Annotated in this window: 15 protein-coding genes, 1 tRNA gene and 1 pseudogene; 10 read left to right on the forward strand and 7 right to left on the reverse strand. The window is 60.4% G+C overall.

The genetic code is table 11. The features are described 5' to 3' along the window. Positions 1-2 precede the first annotated feature (2 nt). A complete protein-coding gene (locus ACCD05_RS14620; protein ID WP_413393546.1) occupies positions 3-896 on the forward strand; it encodes an alpha/beta fold hydrolase in 894 nt (297 codons plus the stop codon). 119 nt (positions 897-1,015) lie between these two features. On the opposite strand, the gene ACCD05_RS14625 is transcribed toward ACCD05_RS14620, so the two are convergent. The 4 genes and pseudogenes from ACCD05_RS14625 to ACCD05_RS14640 all read right to left on the reverse strand — a co-directional run. Continuing rightward, positions 1,016-2,065, reverse strand: coding sequence for a porin (locus ACCD05_RS14625; RefSeq protein WP_047513658.1), 1,050 nt, complete (start codon positions 2,063-2,065; stop codon positions 1,016-1,018). Positions 2,066-2,691: 626 nt separating this feature from the next. Then, a tRNA-Ser gene (locus ACCD05_RS14630) sits at positions 2,692-2,781 on the reverse strand. Positions 2,782-2,862: 81 nt separating this feature from the next. Continuing rightward, positions 2,863-4,080, reverse strand: a complete 1,218-nt coding sequence (locus tag ACCD05_RS14635) for an NAD(P)/FAD-dependent oxidoreductase (protein ID WP_413393549.1) — start codon at positions 4,078-4,080, stop codon at positions 2,863-2,865. A gap of 78 nt (positions 4,081-4,158) precedes the next feature. Further along, positions 4,159-4,350, reverse strand: a pseudogene (locus tag ACCD05_RS14640) (gfo/Idh/MocA family oxidoreductase); the annotation flags it as partial. Positions 4,351-4,570: 220 nt separating this feature from the next. Between ACCD05_RS14640 and ACCD05_RS14645 the strand changes: the two are divergent. The 5 genes from ACCD05_RS14645 (at position 4,571) to iolB (ending at position 11,537) form a co-directional block, all read left to right on the forward strand. Next, the gene (locus tag ACCD05_RS14645) at positions 4,571-5,446 is read left to right on the forward strand and encodes a MurR/RpiR family transcriptional regulator (protein WP_112980841.1); all 876 of its coding nucleotides are present in this window, start codon (positions 4,571-4,573) and stop codon (positions 5,444-5,446) included. Positions 5,447-5,541: 95 nt separating this feature from the next. Beyond that, the gene (locus ACCD05_RS14650; protein WP_413393551.1) at positions 5,542-7,479 is read left to right on the forward strand and encodes a bifunctional 5-dehydro-2-deoxygluconokinase/5-dehydro-2-deoxyphosphogluconate aldolase; all 1,938 of its coding nucleotides are present in this window, start codon (positions 5,542-5,544) and stop codon (positions 7,477-7,479) included. 86 nt (positions 7,480-7,565) lie between these two features. Beyond that, on the forward strand, positions 7,566-9,416 hold the full coding sequence (gene iolD / locus ACCD05_RS14655; RefSeq protein WP_413393553.1) for a 3D-(3,5/4)-trihydroxycyclohexane-1,2-dione acylhydrolase (decyclizing): 1,851 nt from the start codon (positions 7,566-7,568) through the stop codon (positions 9,414-9,416). Positions 9,417-9,613: 197 nt separating this feature from the next. Continuing rightward, positions 9,614-10,531 carry a myo-inosose-2 dehydratase gene (gene iolE, locus ACCD05_RS14660; RefSeq protein ID WP_413393555.1) on the forward strand — a complete coding sequence of 306 codons (918 nt, stop codon included), beginning with the start codon at positions 9,614-9,616 and terminating at the stop codon, positions 10,529-10,531. 208 nt (positions 10,532-10,739) lie between these two features. Then, positions 10,740-11,537, forward strand: coding sequence for a 5-deoxy-glucuronate isomerase (gene iolB / locus ACCD05_RS14665; RefSeq protein ID WP_413393557.1), 798 nt, complete (start codon positions 10,740-10,742; stop codon positions 11,535-11,537). Positions 11,538-11,603: 66 nt separating this feature from the next. On the opposite strand, the gene ACCD05_RS14670 is transcribed toward iolB, so the two are convergent. Next, complete coding sequence (locus tag ACCD05_RS14670) at positions 11,604-12,035, reverse strand: glyoxalase superfamily protein (protein WP_413393559.1); 432 nt, start codon at positions 12,033-12,035, stop codon at positions 11,604-11,606. Positions 12,036-12,382: 347 nt separating this feature from the next. Between ACCD05_RS14670 and ACCD05_RS14675 the strand changes: the two genes are divergently transcribed. Continuing rightward, positions 12,383-12,715, forward strand: coding sequence for a hypothetical protein (locus ACCD05_RS14675; protein WP_026283067.1), 333 nt, complete (start codon positions 12,383-12,385; stop codon positions 12,713-12,715). Positions 12,716-12,774: 59 nt separating this feature from the next. Here the strand turns inward: ACCD05_RS14675 and ACCD05_RS14680 are convergent, their stop codons facing one another. Next, a complete protein-coding gene (locus ACCD05_RS14680) occupies positions 12,775-13,218 on the reverse strand; it encodes a host attachment protein (protein ID WP_047513517.1) in 444 nt (147 codons plus the stop codon). Positions 13,219-13,399: 181 nt separating this feature from the next. Between ACCD05_RS14680 and ACCD05_RS14685 the strand changes: the two genes are divergently transcribed. The 3 genes from ACCD05_RS14685 to ACCD05_RS14695 all read left to right on the forward strand — a co-directional run bounded on the left by ACCD05_RS14685 (position 13,400) and on the right by ACCD05_RS14695 (position 15,510). Next, positions 13,400-13,801 (forward strand): DUF2177 family protein, encoded by a 402-nt coding sequence (locus tag ACCD05_RS14685; RefSeq protein ID WP_018898833.1) that lies wholly within the window; start codon positions 13,400-13,402, stop codon positions 13,799-13,801. A 109-nt stretch (positions 13,802-13,910) separates the two neighbouring features. Beyond that, entirely contained in the window at positions 13,911-14,306 is a 396-nt protein-coding gene (locus tag ACCD05_RS14690) for a hypothetical protein (RefSeq protein ID WP_018898834.1), read from the forward strand. 91 nt (positions 14,307-14,397) lie between these two features. After that, positions 14,398-15,510 (forward strand): pyridoxal phosphate-dependent aminotransferase, encoded by a 1,113-nt coding sequence (locus tag ACCD05_RS14695; protein ID WP_413393561.1) that lies wholly within the window; start codon positions 14,398-14,400, stop codon positions 15,508-15,510. Between the two features lie 131 nt (positions 15,511-15,641). On the opposite strand, the gene ACCD05_RS14700 is transcribed toward ACCD05_RS14695, so the two are convergent. Then, positions 15,642-15,908, reverse strand: coding sequence for a sel1 repeat family protein (locus ACCD05_RS14700; protein WP_018898836.1), 267 nt, complete (start codon positions 15,906-15,908; stop codon positions 15,642-15,644). Positions 15,909-16,173 lie beyond the last annotated feature (265 nt).

Below are 16,173 nucleotides of genomic sequence, written 5' to 3' on the forward strand. Positions count from 1 at the left end.
CGATGGACGATAGCGACAGCCAAGCCTTTAAGGACCGGACTTTCGTATCCAGCGATGGCCTGACGCTGCATCTGCGGGACTATGATCCACCCGCTGAGGCAACCGAAGACAGGCTGCCGCTGATCTGTCTTCCTGGGCTCACGCGGAATTCGCGCGACTTCCACGCGCTGGCGCTGATCCTTTCGCGGGATCCGGTTGCTCCAAGACGGGTGATTGCTCTTGACTACCGAGGCCGCGGCCTCTCCGACTGGGACGAGAACAAGGACAACTACAACCTCGCCGTCGAAGCCCGCGATGTCGTCGAAGCCTGCACATATCTCGACATCGGCCGCGCCGCCTTCATCGGCACATCGCGCGGCGGGCTAATCCTGCACCTGCTTGCGGGAATGAACCCTGATCTGGTGGCCGCAGTGGTTCTTAATGATATCGGCCCGGTTATCGAGGCTGGCGGATTGATGAAGATCCGCGACGATCTCAACGCCGCACGGCTTCCGAGCGCTATGGAAGAGGCGGCCGCGCTGCTGAAGCTGCGGCATAGCGCCGAATTCCCTGCCCTGTCGGATAGCGACTGGGCGGAGATGGCGACGGCAATCTTTCGCGACATCGATGGTCAGCTCGTGCCCGATGTCGATCCCGCGATTGCCAGGCAGCTGTTGTCTATCGATTTCACCAAGCCGGTGCCGGACCTCTGGGCGCAATATGAGCGTTTTGCACGCCTGCCTCTGATGGTGGTTCGCGGGAAGAATTCGGCATTGCTTTCCGAGAACACACTAACAGCGATGGCTGATAGGCATTCCAATCTCAGGATCGTTAGAGTTCCCGGCCAAGGCCACCCGCCTTTGCTGCATTCGGAGCCGGCGCTCCAGAGCATCCGGACTTTTCTGACGGCGACATAGCGCTCCGATCCGAACCTTCAGACGACAAGCTTTCCAGTGCAACTTGCACACCGCCAAGAATGCAAAAAGCCCGGTTCTTGCGAACCGGGCTTTCCTGATTAGACCGAAGTCAGATCAGATTAGAATGCACGCTGCAGACGGAAGTAACCCGACCAGTTGTCGTCGTCGTTCGTTGCCGACGTGTGGTCCTGCCACTGTACCGAAGCCTTGGCGTAGAAGTTTTCTACGATCTGGTAGTCGAGCGTTACGCCAGCCTTCCAGATGTCCTGGTCCGAGAAGTCGGTGGTGGTGGTGAAACGACCGCCAGATACATAACCACCGTTGCGGTAGTTGTCGAAGTACTGAACACCGGGGGTGATCTTCAGCTTGTCGGTTGCCTGAATGGCGTATTCAGCAGCAATCGTCCACTCCGACTCTTCGTAGTAGGCGTTCGGGCCAGAAGCCCAAGCAGCTGCGAGGCCGAGGGTGCCCGGACCAACTGCGACCGTAGCCATACCGCGGATTGCACCTTCTTCGGTATCCGTGTCGTAGCCGCCGATCAGCTGGTAGCTGAATGCGCCAGCCTTGCCACCGATACCAGCAGCGATACCAACGTTGTTCGCGGATTCGCCGAGGCTCGAGTGAATGCTGTCTTCCAGTTCGTCAACCGAGATACCGGCGTAGAAGTCGCCAGACTCATACTGGTAACGAATGGAGTTGTGCAGGGTCGGGCCAGAAGCAAGCGAGTCGGTTTCGCCAGAGAGACCATCGTCCCACCAGCTGTAGAACAGACCAGCGCGGAAGCCGGCGATGTCGATGTAAGCAGAGTCGAGGTAGGAAGACTGCTGCGTAGCGTTGTCAGCGTCCGTCTGCAGAACGATAACGCCGGTCAGCGGACCGTACTCGGTGTCGCTCTTAGCCGTGAACTGAACCTGGCCGCGAGTGAACGAATCCCAGTCAGACGTACCGGAAGCATCCTTGCCAGCATCAACCTGGAAACGGATGTAACCGTTGATCTTCAGGCAGGTTTCCGTGCCCGGGATGTAGAAGTAGCCGGTGCCGTATGCGTCGCAAACGCGAACGTATTCTACTGCTTCCGGTTCAGCTGCAACAATCGCGTCAGCAGCCTGAGCGCCGGATACAACTGCCAGGGCAGCTGCGGAGCCGAGAAGTAGGCTCTTGATGTTCATATTGACCTCCAATTCAAAGTTTCAATCGGATCCGGGTTTTCGCCGTTTTGGCAGCGTTCCCTGCCCCGTCACCGTGTTTCAAGAAGTCGGACGATCAACCGCCCTCGCTTCCGAAGTTGAAAATACAAGACCCGGCCTGTCACGCAATCACCAACTTGTTCGATTGGGGGATTTACGACAGCCTTCCGTATGCGCTGTTGCTGAAAGGTCACAAATACGACATGCGGCCATTCCGTTTGTTTATACTTCGTTAAGAAAGCCCTGGTTTTGCGGGGGTTTAGTGTCAACCGACAGCACGGCGGAACCCGGCGATGTGCCACATTGGTACCGTTTTCCGGCCGGATTCGGCGGGATAGCCAAGGATTTTAGCAGGTGAATGAATAAGCGGCGTGACAGATCGGCAGAGACGCCCATGCGGAATCGCTTGCGGAGCGTTCGATGATTCTCGAAGCGATTCTGTGCGGCACTGTCATCGTCGTGTCATGGAGATGACGACAAGGTCCGCCGCGCAGAGATGCGCGCGCACGACCACGTATGTTCGACGCATAATCACTGAAGTGTCTGTTTGGAAAAAACGCTCGACTAAGGAGCAGTACCCATGCGTCCGTGTCGGACATTTGGGATGATGGCGGAGAAGATGGGATTCGAACCCACGATACCCTCTCGGGTATACTCCCTTAGCAGGGGAGCGCCTTCGACCACTCGGCCACCTCTCCGGTCGAGAGCCTGATAGAGTCATTCGCTGGGGGACGCAAGCGCTTTTTCGGCTTTGCCCCTGAAGAAAAAGCGGCTTATTTCTAAGCCAGCAATTGCTTCAGATCGGAAGACCCATCGGCGAGGATGGACTTGTCGGGGTTTATGCCGAGTTCCAACATCTTCTTGCCGCTGACATAGGCCTTGGCATCATTGATCGCATCGACGGCGATGAACTTGCCTGACTTGAAGTACCAGATCGAATGCGCGCCTTCGCGGGCGCCCGGGCGGAGCAGCGTTTCGTCATAGCCGAGATTGAAGCCGGCGATCTGCAGCTTCACGTCATATTGATCGGACCAGAACCATGGCTTCGGCTCATAGGGCGCATTGCCGCCGGAAATGATGGCGGCAGCCGCATCGGCCTGGTCGACGGCGTTCTGCACCGATTCGAGACGGATGCGCCCGCCCTGCCAGGGAAGTGCCGCGCAATCGCCGGCCGCAAAGATCGACGGATCGGAGGTGCGCGCGAATTCATCGACGACAATGCCGTTCGCGACCTCAAGGCCCGATTCCTTGGCGAGCTGGTCGTTCGGCGTCACGCCGATGCCGACGATGGCGAAATCGATATCGATGATCGAGCCATCGGAGAGTTCGGCGCCAACGAGCTTGCCGTCGCGGCCGATCAGATGCTTGAGGCCAGTCTTTTCGCGAATCTGCACATCATGCTCTTCGTGGATGACGCGCATGATATCCGCGGTCTCCTTGGCAGCGACGCGCTGGAGAATGCGGTCAGCCATTTCGATGACGGTGACTTCAAGGCCCAAATGGCGCGCAACGGCAGCGGCCTCGAGGCCGATATAACCGCCGCCTATAATAAGGACGCGGCGGCCGGGGCGCATTTCGGCGGCCAGAAGATCCGCGTCGCGCTTGTCGCGGGCGACATATACGCCTTCGAGATCGCCACCGATCGCCGCCGGCAGCCCACGCGGCGTAGAGCCCGTCGTCAACGCCAGCGTGCCGTAGTCAATCGTGGAGCCATCCTGGAGCACGACCTGCTTCTTGTCGCGCTTGATCTGCTCGACCCATGTGGAGAGACGAATCTCCACGTCGTTGTCGGTGAACCACTGCTCGGGGCGAAACAGCAGGCGGTCGAAGCTCATTTCGCCGAGCAGATACTTCTTGGTGAGCGGTGGGCGCTGGTAAGGCAGCACGTCCTCGGCGCCAAGAATGGTGATGGGCCTGGTATCCTTGAGCGCACGAAGCTTGGCCGCCATTGCAAAGCCTGCCTGACCCGCGCCGATAATCACCAATCTGTCCGTCACGATATCACTCCCGCATTCACTGTATCGAGCAAAGGCCTATCCCCTGCCCCTTGCGTCGTCAACCGGAGCGGAGCGCCGTCAGGCGATCTCGATCCAGCGGCGCTGGTGATAGGACTCTGCCATGGCGTGAACAGACTTTTCTATCCTAAGACCGTCTTCGAATGTGACGATCACCGACGGCTCACCGGAAATCGCACGAATGAGTTCGCGGCATTCGATGATCTTCAGATCGTTGAAGCCGAGGCCGTGACCTGACGCAAGAATGAACCGGCCAACGCCCAATGACTTCATGATATCCTCCCGCTTCGATCATGATTTTGGAATGCTTGGACCATTTTGACAAGACTGGCGAGCGAGCCAAGAAGCAGGCGAGTGCAATCAAACAGCGGAAATGGCTCGATATTCCCGGAATAAAAAACAAATATGCGGGGAAATGGAAATCATCTATGGTCGGGAAACTGGAATATACGTTTCATTTTCGGATCAACACATGGACAACGACCCCAAGGCCTCCTCTCGCGTTCCCAGGGATTTCGAGAGCCTGCGCAGCACGATCATCGAGCGCAAGGCGACCATGCCGAAGCGCCTGGCGCAAGTGGCGGCCTTCGCGCTTGCCAATCCCGACGAGATCGCCTTCGGCACGACGGCAAGCATCGCGTCGGCTTCCGAGGTTCAGCCATCGACGCTGGTGCGGCTTGCGCATCATCTGGGATATGAGGGCTTTTCCGACCTGCAGAGCATTTTTCGCGAGCGCCTGCGCGACCGGACGCTGACATACGAAGAGCGGCTGGTTACGCTGGAGCAATCGGGCGGCGAGGACGAGGACGCCAATCTGCTTTCCGGCTTCATCTCGGCCGCCGGCCAATCGATCAACCGGCTGGCCGCGACCGTTCAGTCGGACACGTTCAGCAAGGCGGTGGACATTCTGGCGGCGGCCGACACCATCTATCTGATTGCCAAGCGCCGCTCCTATCCGCTGACGGCGCATATGAGCTACGCCTTCTCGAAGCTCAATATCCGTCACCAGATCGTCGCTTCTCCCAATGGCGTCGACCCCGAGACCGTCCAGTTCGCAACGCCCAAGGATGCGGCGATCGCGGCGAGCTTTTCGCCCTACGCCGCCGAGAGCCTCGGTCAGGCCGAGATGTTGAAGGAGCGCGGCGTACCTGTTGTCGTCATCACCGATTCGGCTTTCTCGCCGCTCGCCACCAGCGCCGCCTGCTGGTTCGAGGTGGCGGAGGCCGACTTTGCCGGCTTCCGTTCGCTTTCGGCCTCGATGGCGCTCACCATGGCGCTGCCGGTGGCAATCGCCGAGCGGCGGCGAAAGCTGGGGCAGCCAAAATCCAAAAAAGCAAAAATGGAATAAATATTCTGAATTGACATTCAAACGGAACCGATGTTTCATTGATCAATATCACCGGCGGACATCCACGCCGGACTGAAAATGATCGGGAGGACATGATGGCACTAACTCAACCGGGCGCGAATCCGGGGCTGCCGCTTGATGTGATCACCATCGGCCGCTCGTCGGTCGATCTCTATGGCCAGCAGATCGGTTCCAAACTCGAAAACATCGCGTCCTTCGCCAAGTCTGTCGGCGGCTGCCCGGCGAATATCGCGATCGGCACGGCGCGCCTCGGCCTGAAGTCGGGCTTGATCACCCGCGTCGGCGATGAGCAGATGGGCCGTTTCATTCGCGAGCAATCGGCACGCGAGGGGGTCGCGACCGACGGCATCGTGACCGACAAGGAGCGCCTGACGGCGCTGGTGCTTCTGGCGGTAGAGGCCGAAGGCGTGTCGCCGATGATCTTCTATCGCTCCGACTGCGCCGACATGGCGCTCGAAGAAGAGGATATCGACGAAGCCTATATAAAGTCCTCCCGCGCAGTGCTGGTGTCGGGAACGCATTTCTCACGGCCGAACACGGAAGCGGCGCAGCGCAAGGCGATCCGTATCGCCAAGGCCAACGGCCGCAAGGTGATCTTCGACATCGATTATCGCCCGAACCTGTGGGGTCTCGCCGGACATGCGGAAGGCTTCGAACGCTATGTGAAGTCGGACCGCGTATCTTCGAAGATGAAGGAGACGCTGCCGGATTGCGATCTGATCGTCGGTACGGAAGAAGAAATCCTGATTGCATCGGGCGCGGACGACGTGCTGGGCGCGCTGAAGGAGATCCGGCGCCTGTCGCCCGCGACAATCGTCTTGAAGCGCGGCGCCATGGGCTGCATCGTCTATGACGGGCCGATCTCGGACGATCTCGAAGCCGGCATCGTCGGCGAAGGCTTCCCGATCGAGGTGTTCAACGTGCTCGGCGCCGGCGATGCCTTCATGTCGGGCTTCCTGCGTGGATGGCTGAAGGATGAGCCGCTGAAGACCTGTGCGACCTGGGCGAATGCCTGCGGCGCGTTCGCGGTCTCCCGCCTCCTTTGCTCGCCAGAATATCCGACCTGGGCGGAACTTGATTTCTTCCTGAAGAATGGCAGCAAGCATCGGGCGCTGCGCAAGGATGAGGCGATCAACCACATTCACTGGGCCTCGAACCGCAAGGGCGACATCCCGCTTCTGATGGCGCTCGCCATCGATCATCGCTCGCAGCTGACGAGCGTCTGCGACGAACTCGGCGTCGACTACAAGCAGATCGTCGCCTTCAAGCGGCTGGCGGTGGAAGCCGCCGCGCGCGTCGCCGATGGCCGCAGCGGCTATGGGATGCTGATCGACGAGCGCTTCGGGCGCGATGCCTTCTTCGACGCAGCGACCAAGAATTTCGCCTGGATCGGACGACCGGTCGAGCTGCCGGGCTCGAAACCGCTGCGTTTCGAGTTCAGCCAGGATATCGGCTCGCAACTGGTCGAATGGCCGCTCGATCATTGCATCAAGTGCCTGTGCTTCTATCATCCCGACGATCCCGCAGAGCTGAAGATCGAACAGCAGGAGAAGCTGCGGACGCTATTCGAGGCGGCGCGCAAGGTTGGCCGCGAGCTTTTGGTCGAGATCATAGCCAGCAAGAACGGGCCGCTCAACGACGACACCATCTCTACGGCGATGGAAGAGCTCTATGCGCTCGGCATCAAGCCGGACTGGTGGAAGCTGGAGCCGCAGGCATCGAGCGCGGCGTGGAAGAAGATCGACGCCGTGATCGCCAAGAATGACCCCTGGTGCCGCGGCATCGTGCTGCTCGGGCTGGAGGCGCCGGCGGACGAGCTGGTGAAGGGCTTCGAGGCGACGCTGGCAGCCCCTTCGGTCAAGGGCTTTGCCGTGGGGAGGACGATCTTTTCGGATGCGGCACGCGCCTGGCTGTCGGGCAAGATCAACGACGAGCAGGCGGTCGCCGACATGGCCGGACGCTTCCGTGAACTAACCGAAGCCTGGTTGAAAACACGCGGGCTAGCTTCTTAATTACGAATAGACCCCTCCCCAGCCCGGTGCGTCAGGCGAGGCGTTGGGGAGAGGAAAACGGATACGAGAATTGCGGGAGGAGCCTTATGGGCAAGACTGTACGATTGACGATGGCGCAGGCCGTCACCCACTTTCTGAAGAAGCAGATGACCGTCATCGACGGCAAGACGGTGCCGATCTTCGGCGGCGTCTGGGCGATCTTCGGCCATGGCAATGTCGCGGGCATCGGCGAGGCGCTCTATCAGGTGCGCGGCGAGCTGACGACCTATCGCGCCCATAACGAGCAGGGCATGGCGCATGCGGCGATCGCCTATGCCAAGGCGAGCTTCCGTCAGCGCTTCATGGCCTGCACGACATCGATCGGCCCCGGCGCGCTCAATATGGTGACGGCGGCGGGCGTGGCGCATGTCAACCGCATTCCCGTGCTCTTCCTCCCAGGCGACGTCTTCGCCAACCGCGCGCCGGATCCGGTGCTGCAGCAGATCGAGGACTTCGGCGACGGCACGGTTTCGGCCAACGACGCCTTCCGCCCGGTCTCGCGCTATTTCGACCGTATCACCCGGCCAGAACAGATCATCTCGGCGCTGAAGCGCGCCATGCAGGTGCTGACCGATCCTTATGATTGCGGCCCGGTGACACTGTCGCTTTGCCAGGATGTTCAGGCGGAAGCCTTCGACTATCCGGAGAGCTTCTTCGAGGAGCGCATCTGGACCACGCGGCGCCCTCGCCCCGATGCGGACGAGCTGGCGAGCGCCATCGCGCTGATCAAGAAGTCGGAAAAGCCCGTGATCATCGCTGGCGGCGGTGTGCTCTATTCGCAGGCGACGAAGGAACTGACAGAGTTCGCAGATGCGCACGGCATTCCTGTTGTCGTCACGCAGGCCGGCAAGTCGGCGATCGACGAGCGGCATCCGCTGGCGCTCGGTTCGGTCGGCGTGACCGGCACATCGGCGGCCAACGCGCTTGCCGAGGAGACAGACCTGTTGATTGCTGTCGGCACACGCTGCCAGGACTTCACCACCGGCTCATGGGCGCTTTTCAAGAATGAGAAGCTCTCCATCCTCGGCCTCAACATCGCCGCCTACGACGCCGTCAAACATGACGGGCTTCCCCTGGTGGCCGATGCGCGCGAAGGGTTGAAGGCGATCTCCGAGGGTCTTTCCGGCTGGAAGGCTCCGGCGGCGCTAGCGGCGAAGGCCGAGAAGGAAAAGAAGATCTGGATGGAAGCCGCCGCCAAGGCGACGGCATCAACCAATGCCGCGCTTCCTTCCGACGCCCAGGTGATAGGCGCGGTCACCCGCACCATCGGCGGCGAGAACGCGATCGCGCTTTGTGCGGCGGGCGGCCTGCCGGGCGAATTGCACAAGCTGTGGCCGGCCACCGTGCCCGGCAGCTACCACATGGAATACGGCTTCTCCTGCATGGGCTACGAGATCGCCGGCGGCCTCGGCGCCAAGATGGCGCATCCCGACAAGGACGTCATTGTCATGGTCGGCGACGGCTCCTACATGATGCTGAATTCCGAGCTCGCGACCTCGGTGATGCTGGGCCTGAAGCTCAACATCGTCCTCTTGGATAACCGCGGCTACGGCTGCATCAACCGGCTGCAGATGGGCACAGGTGGCGCCAACTTCAACAACCTGTTGAAGGACTCCTATCACGAGGTGATGCCCGACATCGACTTCCGCGCACATGCCGAAAGCATGGGGGCGATCGCGGTCAAGGTGTCTTCGATCGCCGAGCTTGAGCAGGCGATCATCGATTCGAAAAAGAACGACCGGACGTCAGTGTTCGTGATCGATACGGATCCGCTGATCACGACGGAGGCCGGCGGGCATTGGTGGGATGTGGCTGTGCCGGAGGTCAGTTCGCGCGAGGAGGTCAACAAGGCTCGCGCCAACTACGTGAAGGCGCGGGAAGCACAGCGGATTGGGTGATTTGAAGCATTAGAGCAAGTGGCCCCCCTCATCCGCCTGCCGGCACCTTCTCCCCGTTGGGGAGAAGAGAATCGTGGTGAGGCGCTCGCTCCGATCTCCCCTTCTCCCCTCGGGGAGAAGGTGGCGGCAGGTCAGGTGCAACTAGTTGCACCGGGGATGAGGGGGCTCCGGGCACAAACATTTGAGGAGAAACAACAATGAAAGCCAAACTTGGCATGTCGCCCATCGCGTGGTGGAACGACGATCTTCCTGAGCTCAGCGACGACGTATCGCTGGAGGAATGCCTGCGCCAATCGCGCGGCGCAGGCTTTACCGGCATGGAACAGGGACGCCGGTTCCCCAATAATCCGCGCGAGATGCTGCCGATCCTGAAGGCCGCCGACGTGACGCTCTGCGGCGGATGGTTTTCCGGCACGCTGGTTGATGAGGAGCTTTCGGCCAACAAGGATCGCATCCAGCCGATGATCGAGCTCTTCAAGGCCGTCGATGCGCCCTGCATCGTCTATGGCGAAGTCGGCCGCTCGATCCAGGGCGACCGCTCCAAGCCGCTTGCCACCAAGCCGAAACTCTCCGACGACGAGATGAAGGCTTATGCCCGCAAGGTCACGCAGTTTGGCGAATGGTGCGCGGAACAGGGCATGCCGCTCTCCTACCACCACCACATGGCGGCCGTGGTCGAGACCGAGCCGGAACTCGACGCCTTCATGCGCAACTCAGGCGCCGGCATTCCGCTGCTGCTCGATGCCGGCCACCTCGCCTTTGCCGGCGGCGACGTGCTACGCGCCATCGACAACCACCACGCCCGGATCAACCATGTCCACGTCAAGGACATCCGCAAGTCGGTGGTCGACGGTCTCGACCGCAGCAGGCAGTCCTTCCTCGACGCCGTGGCGCTCGGCGCCTTCACGGTGCCGGGTGACGGGTCGCTCGATTTCGGGGCGATCGTGAAGCGGTTTGCCGATTACGGCTACGAGGGCTGGTTCGTCGTCGAGGCCGAGCAGGACCCACGCAAGGCGCCGCCGCAGAAGATGGCGGAGATCGGTCACGCCGAACTGATGCGGGTGATGACGGCTGCCGGGTATACGGTGGAGACGGAAGGGTTTCCGAAGGGGTAATCTTACGCGAGAACGGTGGGTGGGATACCCCCCTCTGCCCTGCCGGGCATCTCCCCCACAGGTGGGGAGATTGGCTGGGCGCAGCCGCTCGCTCTACCTTCATTGTTTGGCGTAAACCTCACCGCATGTCGATCTCCCCCCTTGTGGGGGAGATGTCCGGCAGGACAGAGGGGGCGCCACACCCACGAATGTTCACGAGGAGAAACAAATGCCAAACCTCAAAGTCAAACCAACAGGCACGCACGGCCGCGTCACGCATGTGACGCCCGAGAGCGCCGGCTGGACCTATGTCGGCTTCGACATGCATCGGCTGAAGGCGGGGGAGACCGTGTCGGGGGAGACCGGTGAGCGCGAGGTCTGCCTCGTCTGGGTGAGCGGCAAGGGCAAGGCCAGCGCCGGTATCAGGGATTTCGGCACGCTCGGCGAGCGGATGAGCCCGTTCGACGGAGCGCCGCATGCGCTTTACATCCCGATGGAATCGGCATGGTCGGTGACGGCCGAGACCGATCTGGAGCTGGCGGTCTGCTCGGCGCCGGGCGGTGGCGCATACGAGGCGAAGGCGATTCCGCCGGGCACGCATCCGGCGCTGACGCGCGGCAAGGGCACCAATGTGCGCTACGTCAACAACATCATGCCGGAGGATGACGCATCGGCCTATTCGCTGCTTGTGGTCGAGGTGATCACGCCGGGCGGGCATACCTCCTCCTACCCGCCGCACAAGCACGACCAGGACAACCTGCCGAACGAGAGCTTCCTCGAGGAGACCTATTATCACCGCCTGAACCCACCGCAGGGTTTTGGCTTCCAGCGCGTCTATACCGACGACCGGTCGCTCGACGAGGCGATGGTTCTCGAAGATGGCGACGTGACGCTGGTGCCGAAGGGGTATCACCCTTGCGCTGCCACGCACGGCTACGATCTCTACTATCTCAACGTGATGGCCGGCCCGAAGCGCGTCTGGAAGTTCTACAACGCGCCGGAGCATGAATGGCTGCTCAAGGCCTGAGACCGGAAGCATGACGACAAAAGCCGCGCCTCGACAGCGCGGCTTTTTCGTTTCAGCCACGCGGCCTCAGATGTCGAGCACCAGCTGCGGCAGGCCGTTCGAGGTCTTGCGCGGGGAAACGCCGTTCTCGTCGACCTGCGCGTTGACCCTCTGGCGAAAGGCCGAGAAGCTCTCGAAGGTGACCACGTCGACGGGCTCGTCGAAATGAAGCGTCAACTTGTGCAGGCCGCCGGATTGTTCGCCGAGCGCCAGGATCTTGCCGGTGAACGGCTGGTTGAGGTAGCGGCCGCTGACGCGTGCGCCGACTGTGAGTGCGGCGAGCGGCGTCGTATTGGGCCTGCTTGCCAGCGCCGATAACGTGTTCCAGTCGCGGACGCCGTGCTGGCTGGCGATCAGCTCGAGTGCCGCGCTATGCGATATCGGTGTGCCGCTGGATTCCATGGCGCCACGTAATCGCTTTGCCTGCGCCTTCAAATCGTCGATCGAAGGATATTTCATGGTTCAGCCTTTCAAAAAGGCATGCTGTTCGAAGCAGTTGGGAGCTCGCATTGCCACCAGTCAGCATGCACAGAGGGCTGTGACCGTTCATTTCAGGAGATCTTCACCATGGATTTTCATCCGCGAGCGGCAGGCGTCTCTAACCGGTTTTCGGTATGAGGCAGGGACGCGTATCTGTCAACCTGCGCAAATTTCCGGCAAATGCGCCGAATATTGCCTAAAAATGGGACTTCCGAGCGCCACAATCTACATAAGCATCTAGTTTTAAAGATCTTTTTCAGAACTATTCAGCACACTTGCCCTAGATTGAAACCAGACAACCAGCGGAGGCGACCATGGCCTTTCAGATGCACCTCGATACTGCACATCCCGAACCGGAGCAGGCTTACCGGGAATTCGCGCTCGATCGCCCCGGCAAGATCATTTTCGTCGGCCATCACCTCAGCACCGCTACCCAACTCCGCTGCCTGATCCGCAGCATCACGCTCGCCGGCGCGACGCTCGAAGTGAATGCGTCGATCGAAATGCCGAACCATTTCTTCCTCGAAATTCTCGGCATCCAGGACGAGATCGGTGCGACGCTGGTCAAGCGTGAGGGCGACCTTGCGACGATCAGCTTCAACATGCTGATCAATCCGGAATTCCTGCACCACGTACTGCGCCTGAGCTTCGAAAACTAGGACCAGTCACCCATGGAAAAAGAGCGGGCTCGCGCCCGCTCCGGCTTCGCCTGATATCGTCAGGCCGCCAAGCGCCGCTCGATCTGGTCGATCGGCAGGTTCGTGTAATCCTTGGGAATTTCGGCCGAGATAATGGCCTGCGCCTCGACGCTGAGGTTGGAACGAAGTGTTCCGAGCGCGCGCGGCGGCGCCACCAGCACGATGTTGGTCGCATCCTTCTCGATGATCAGATCATCCAGCTTGAACGCGATCTGCTTCAAGAATTCGGCCTCGGCCTGATCGTGCCAATCCAGTTCCTCGACCGCGCTGCCACGGCCATCCGCATTGTGCGCCCGGCCGGGCTTGTCGGTGCCGATTTCGCGATCGGGCTCGTTCGGTTGCGCCAGGGTTTCCCTGACCTTGAGATCGACGCCGCTAACGTCGCCGTCATTCTGCATAATCAGAGCCTTGCCTCCGTCGCACACCACAACCCAGGAATTTCGCGGCACTCTGATGTCAGCCATATCAGTCTCCTTGATCTTTTTTGCTGAGTGCGGATCCCGCACTCGGGAGCACAAATCTGTGCTCGTGAACAAGAAGCAAACGCCCGGGGTCGTAAAGAGTTCAACGATTTGTGGAATTCGCGCGATAGGCAATCCAATCCGTGTAGAGCACGTACAGAGAGGCAAACGTCAGGACAGGATCATGAAAACAGCTCTCGTCGCCTATGCCGGTTCATTTGGTACGCTGCTCGTGTTGGATGCCATATGGCTCGGCCTCGTCGCCCGGACATTCTATCGCGATCAACTGGGCGATCTAATGCTGCCGTCACCGAATTTCGGCATTGCCGCGATCTTCTATCTTTTCTTCGCCGTAGCCGTGGTGGTTCTCGCCGTTCTTCCGGCGATCGCGTCTGGGTCCCTATGGACCGCCGTCATCTACGGCCTGATCCTGGGGCTTGCCGCCTACGGGACCTATGACGTGACGAACCTCGCCACGCTGAAGAACTGGCCGCCGCTGATGAGCATCGTCGATCTCGCCTGGGGCGGCTTTATCACCGCCATGACGGCCGCCGGTGGATTTTTTGCCGTCCGAGCTTTCAGTTAAATTCTCATTCACTAAAATTGTAGTGACTTCGTTGATGATTGCGCAAAGCATTCATGTGACGCTCCATTGGAAAGACTAGGATTTTCCTGATTTTAGGAGTGTGCCTGCGATGTCGATGCTCAACAACACGCACCTCACGACGGTGAAATCGGAGATTTACGAGACCCGGTGGGAGCAGTTCAACGTGCGGCGTCCGGCCCGCATCGTCGCCGTGCGGCCCTGTCTGACGGGTGTCTCGATGCGCAGCGCCGAGATCATCGATATCTCCCGCGGCGGCGCCACGCTTCTTGTCGCCTCGGCGACCGGTCTTCCCAAGCACTACTATCTCAACATCCTCGGGCTTGCCTACCGCATCGGCTGCGCCGAGGTCTCCCGGCGCAATGAGCGCCTGCATGTACGCTTCATCAACACGATCGAGCCCGAGGTATTGCGCCGCGTCGTGCGTGCCGACTTCATGATCGGCAATATGGAAGCGATCAGCGCGAGCCGCACGATCAGCATGTAAATAGGCTTCCCAGGGGAATAATCGTCCTTGCCATGGCACCATCAGCGCCTATTGTTGGCGCGATTTTCATAGCCTTGGGAAATGCCCTTCAATGTCTGCCTTCTCGCGCTTCACACCGCTTGTCAGCGCCCTGCCCTCCACCGTTCCCTTTGTCGGACCAGAAGCCATCGAGCGTCAACGCGGCCTCGCCGTCAAAGCGCGCATCGGCGCCAACGAAAACGGCTTCGGCCCCGCCCCATCAGTGCTGACGGCGATGCGCGAGGCGGGCGCTGATATTTGGAAGTACAGCGACCCCGAGAACCACGACCTGAAAGAAGCACTTGCCGCCCATCTCGGCACTAGCGCTGCCAATATCGCGATCGGCGGCGGTATCGACGAGTTGCTCGGGCAGATCGTGCGCATGGTGATCGAACCCGGCGCGCCCGTCGTCACGTCGCTCGGCGGCTATCCGACCTTCAACTTCCATGTCGCGGGCTTCGGCGGCCGGTTGGTCACCGTTCCCTATGTGAACGATCGGGAAGATCTCGACGGATTGCTGGATGCGGTGAAGCGCGAAAATCCGCCGCTGGTCTACTTCGCCAACCCTGATAATCCGATGGGTAGCTGGTGGGATGCCGACCGGGTGGTGGCCTTTGCCCGCGCTATCCCCGAGACCACGCTGCTGATCCTCGACGAGGCCTACAGCGAGACCGGCCCGGCCAGCGCCCTGCCGTCGATCGCATCGCTGATCGATTTGCCAAACGTGATCAGGACGCGCACCTTCTCGAAGGCTTACGGCCTTGCCGGCGCGCGCGTAGGCTATGCGATCTCGACACCGGGCACTGCGCTCGCCTTCGACAAGATCCGCAACCATTTCGGCATGAACCGCATGGCTGTCGCCGGCGCAATCGCCGCGCTGAAGGATCAGGCCTATCTCTCGGAGGTGATTACAAAGATTCACGCCGCGCGCGACCGGATTGCCGGCATTGCCGATGCCAACGGCCTGCAGGCGCTGCCTTCGGCCACCAATTTCGTCGCCGTCGACGCAGGCCGCGACGGCACCTATGCGCGGGCGATCGTCGACGGACTGATGCAGCATGGCGTGTTCATCCGCATGCCTGGCGTGGCGCCGCTCAACCGCTGCATTCGCGTCAGCGTCGGCCCTGCCGCCGATATGGACCTGTTCGAGGCGGCACTGCCTCAGGTTCTGAAGTCGATTGGCTGATTGAACGACAAGAACCGCGCCGGCCTTGTTCCTGCCGGTCGCGGTTCGATATGTCGGCGCAGGCGCAAGGCGCCTCGCCATCCCCTCTTCGAGGTTATTGTTTTTATTGAATTGTTTCCGGCGACGGTATCTTAGTGAACCGTCATCCATTCGCGAGCCGCGCGCAGCGCCTCGACAAGCTGCATCTTGTCCATCGTGGCCGCGAGATCGGCGCGCAGTTCGGCGGCGCGATCGTGGCCCTTGATGGCGGCGATGTTCAGCCATTTGTGGGCCGCAACGAGGTCAACGGAGCATCCGCGACCTGTCGCGTACATCAGACCCATTTCGCAGAAGACATCGGCGTTGTTTTCGCCACCCATGGTGGCCGTTTCAGCATTATGCATTTCAAAGCGTGCCATCGGTTTTATCCCTGTTTAGCCTGTTATCGACTTACCCTGTTTTACCTCGGAGCCTTGCCGTCTAACGCGGCGTTCGGTCTCTTCGGCTCGGCGGGTTTGCCCCGCTCGTTTGATGGGTTCAATATGCAGCAAGCCCTTCAAAAAACGCCTAAAATGCATGATTAATTTGAGACAAACAAAGTGCAAACGCTTGGTAAAATTGGGTTTTTGTTAAACATCGGATCGCCTGCTCATTAAGGATTCCGGCATTTGTTTAAGGAAAAAT

Origin of the sequence: Rhizobium sp. Rhizsp42 (genome assembly GCF_047304155.1) — a bacterium.
Classification (GTDB): domain Bacteria; phylum Pseudomonadota; class Alphaproteobacteria; order Rhizobiales; family Rhizobiaceae; genus Rhizobium.

What these genes read in the sequence shown, in the direction of transcription:
- ACCD05_RS14680 (WP_047513517.1), bottom strand. Translation starts at nt 13,218, where the DNA reads ATGGCTGACATCAGAGTGCCGCGAAATTCCTGGGTTGTGGTGTGCGAC.
- ACCD05_RS14675 (WP_026283067.1), top strand. Translation starts at nt 12,383, where the DNA reads ATGCACCTCGATACTGCACATCCCGAACCGGAGCAGGCTTACCGGGAA.
- ACCD05_RS14685 (WP_018898833.1), top strand. Translation starts at nt 13,400, where the DNA reads ATGAAAACAGCTCTCGTCGCCTATGCCGGTTCATTTGGTACGCTGCTC.
- ACCD05_RS14700 (WP_018898836.1), bottom strand. Translation starts at nt 15,908, where the DNA reads ATGGCACGCTTTGAAATGCATAATGCTGAAACGGCCACCATGGGTGGC.
- ACCD05_RS14670 (WP_413393559.1), bottom strand. Translation starts at nt 12,035, where the DNA reads ATGAAATATCCTTCGATCGACGATTTGAAGGCGCAGGCAAAGCGATTA.
- iolD (WP_413393553.1), top strand. Translation starts at nt 7,566, where the DNA reads ATGGGCAAGACTGTACGATTGACGATGGCGCAGGCCGTCACCCACTTT.
- iolB (WP_413393557.1), top strand. Translation starts at nt 10,740, where the DNA reads ATGCCAAACCTCAAAGTCAAACCAACAGGCACGCACGGCCGCGTCACG.
- ACCD05_RS14650 (WP_413393551.1), top strand. Translation starts at nt 5,542, where the DNA reads ATGGCACTAACTCAACCGGGCGCGAATCCGGGGCTGCCGCTTGATGTG.
- ACCD05_RS14620 (WP_413393546.1), top strand. Translation starts at nt 3, where the DNA reads ATGGACGATAGCGACAGCCAAGCCTTTAAGGACCGGACTTTCGTATCC.
- ACCD05_RS14690 (WP_018898834.1), top strand. Translation starts at nt 13,911, where the DNA reads ATGTCGATGCTCAACAACACGCACCTCACGACGGTGAAATCGGAGATT.
- iolE (WP_413393555.1), top strand. Translation starts at nt 9,614, where the DNA reads ATGAAAGCCAAACTTGGCATGTCGCCCATCGCGTGGTGGAACGACGAT.
- ACCD05_RS14645 (WP_112980841.1), top strand. Translation starts at nt 4,571, where the DNA reads ATGGACAACGACCCCAAGGCCTCCTCTCGCGTTCCCAGGGATTTCGAG.
- ACCD05_RS14695 (WP_413393561.1), top strand. Translation starts at nt 14,398, where the DNA reads ATGTCTGCCTTCTCGCGCTTCACACCGCTTGTCAGCGCCCTGCCCTCC.
- ACCD05_RS14625 (WP_047513658.1), bottom strand. Translation starts at nt 2,065, where the DNA reads ATGAACATCAAGAGCCTACTTCTCGGCTCCGCAGCTGCCCTGGCAGTT.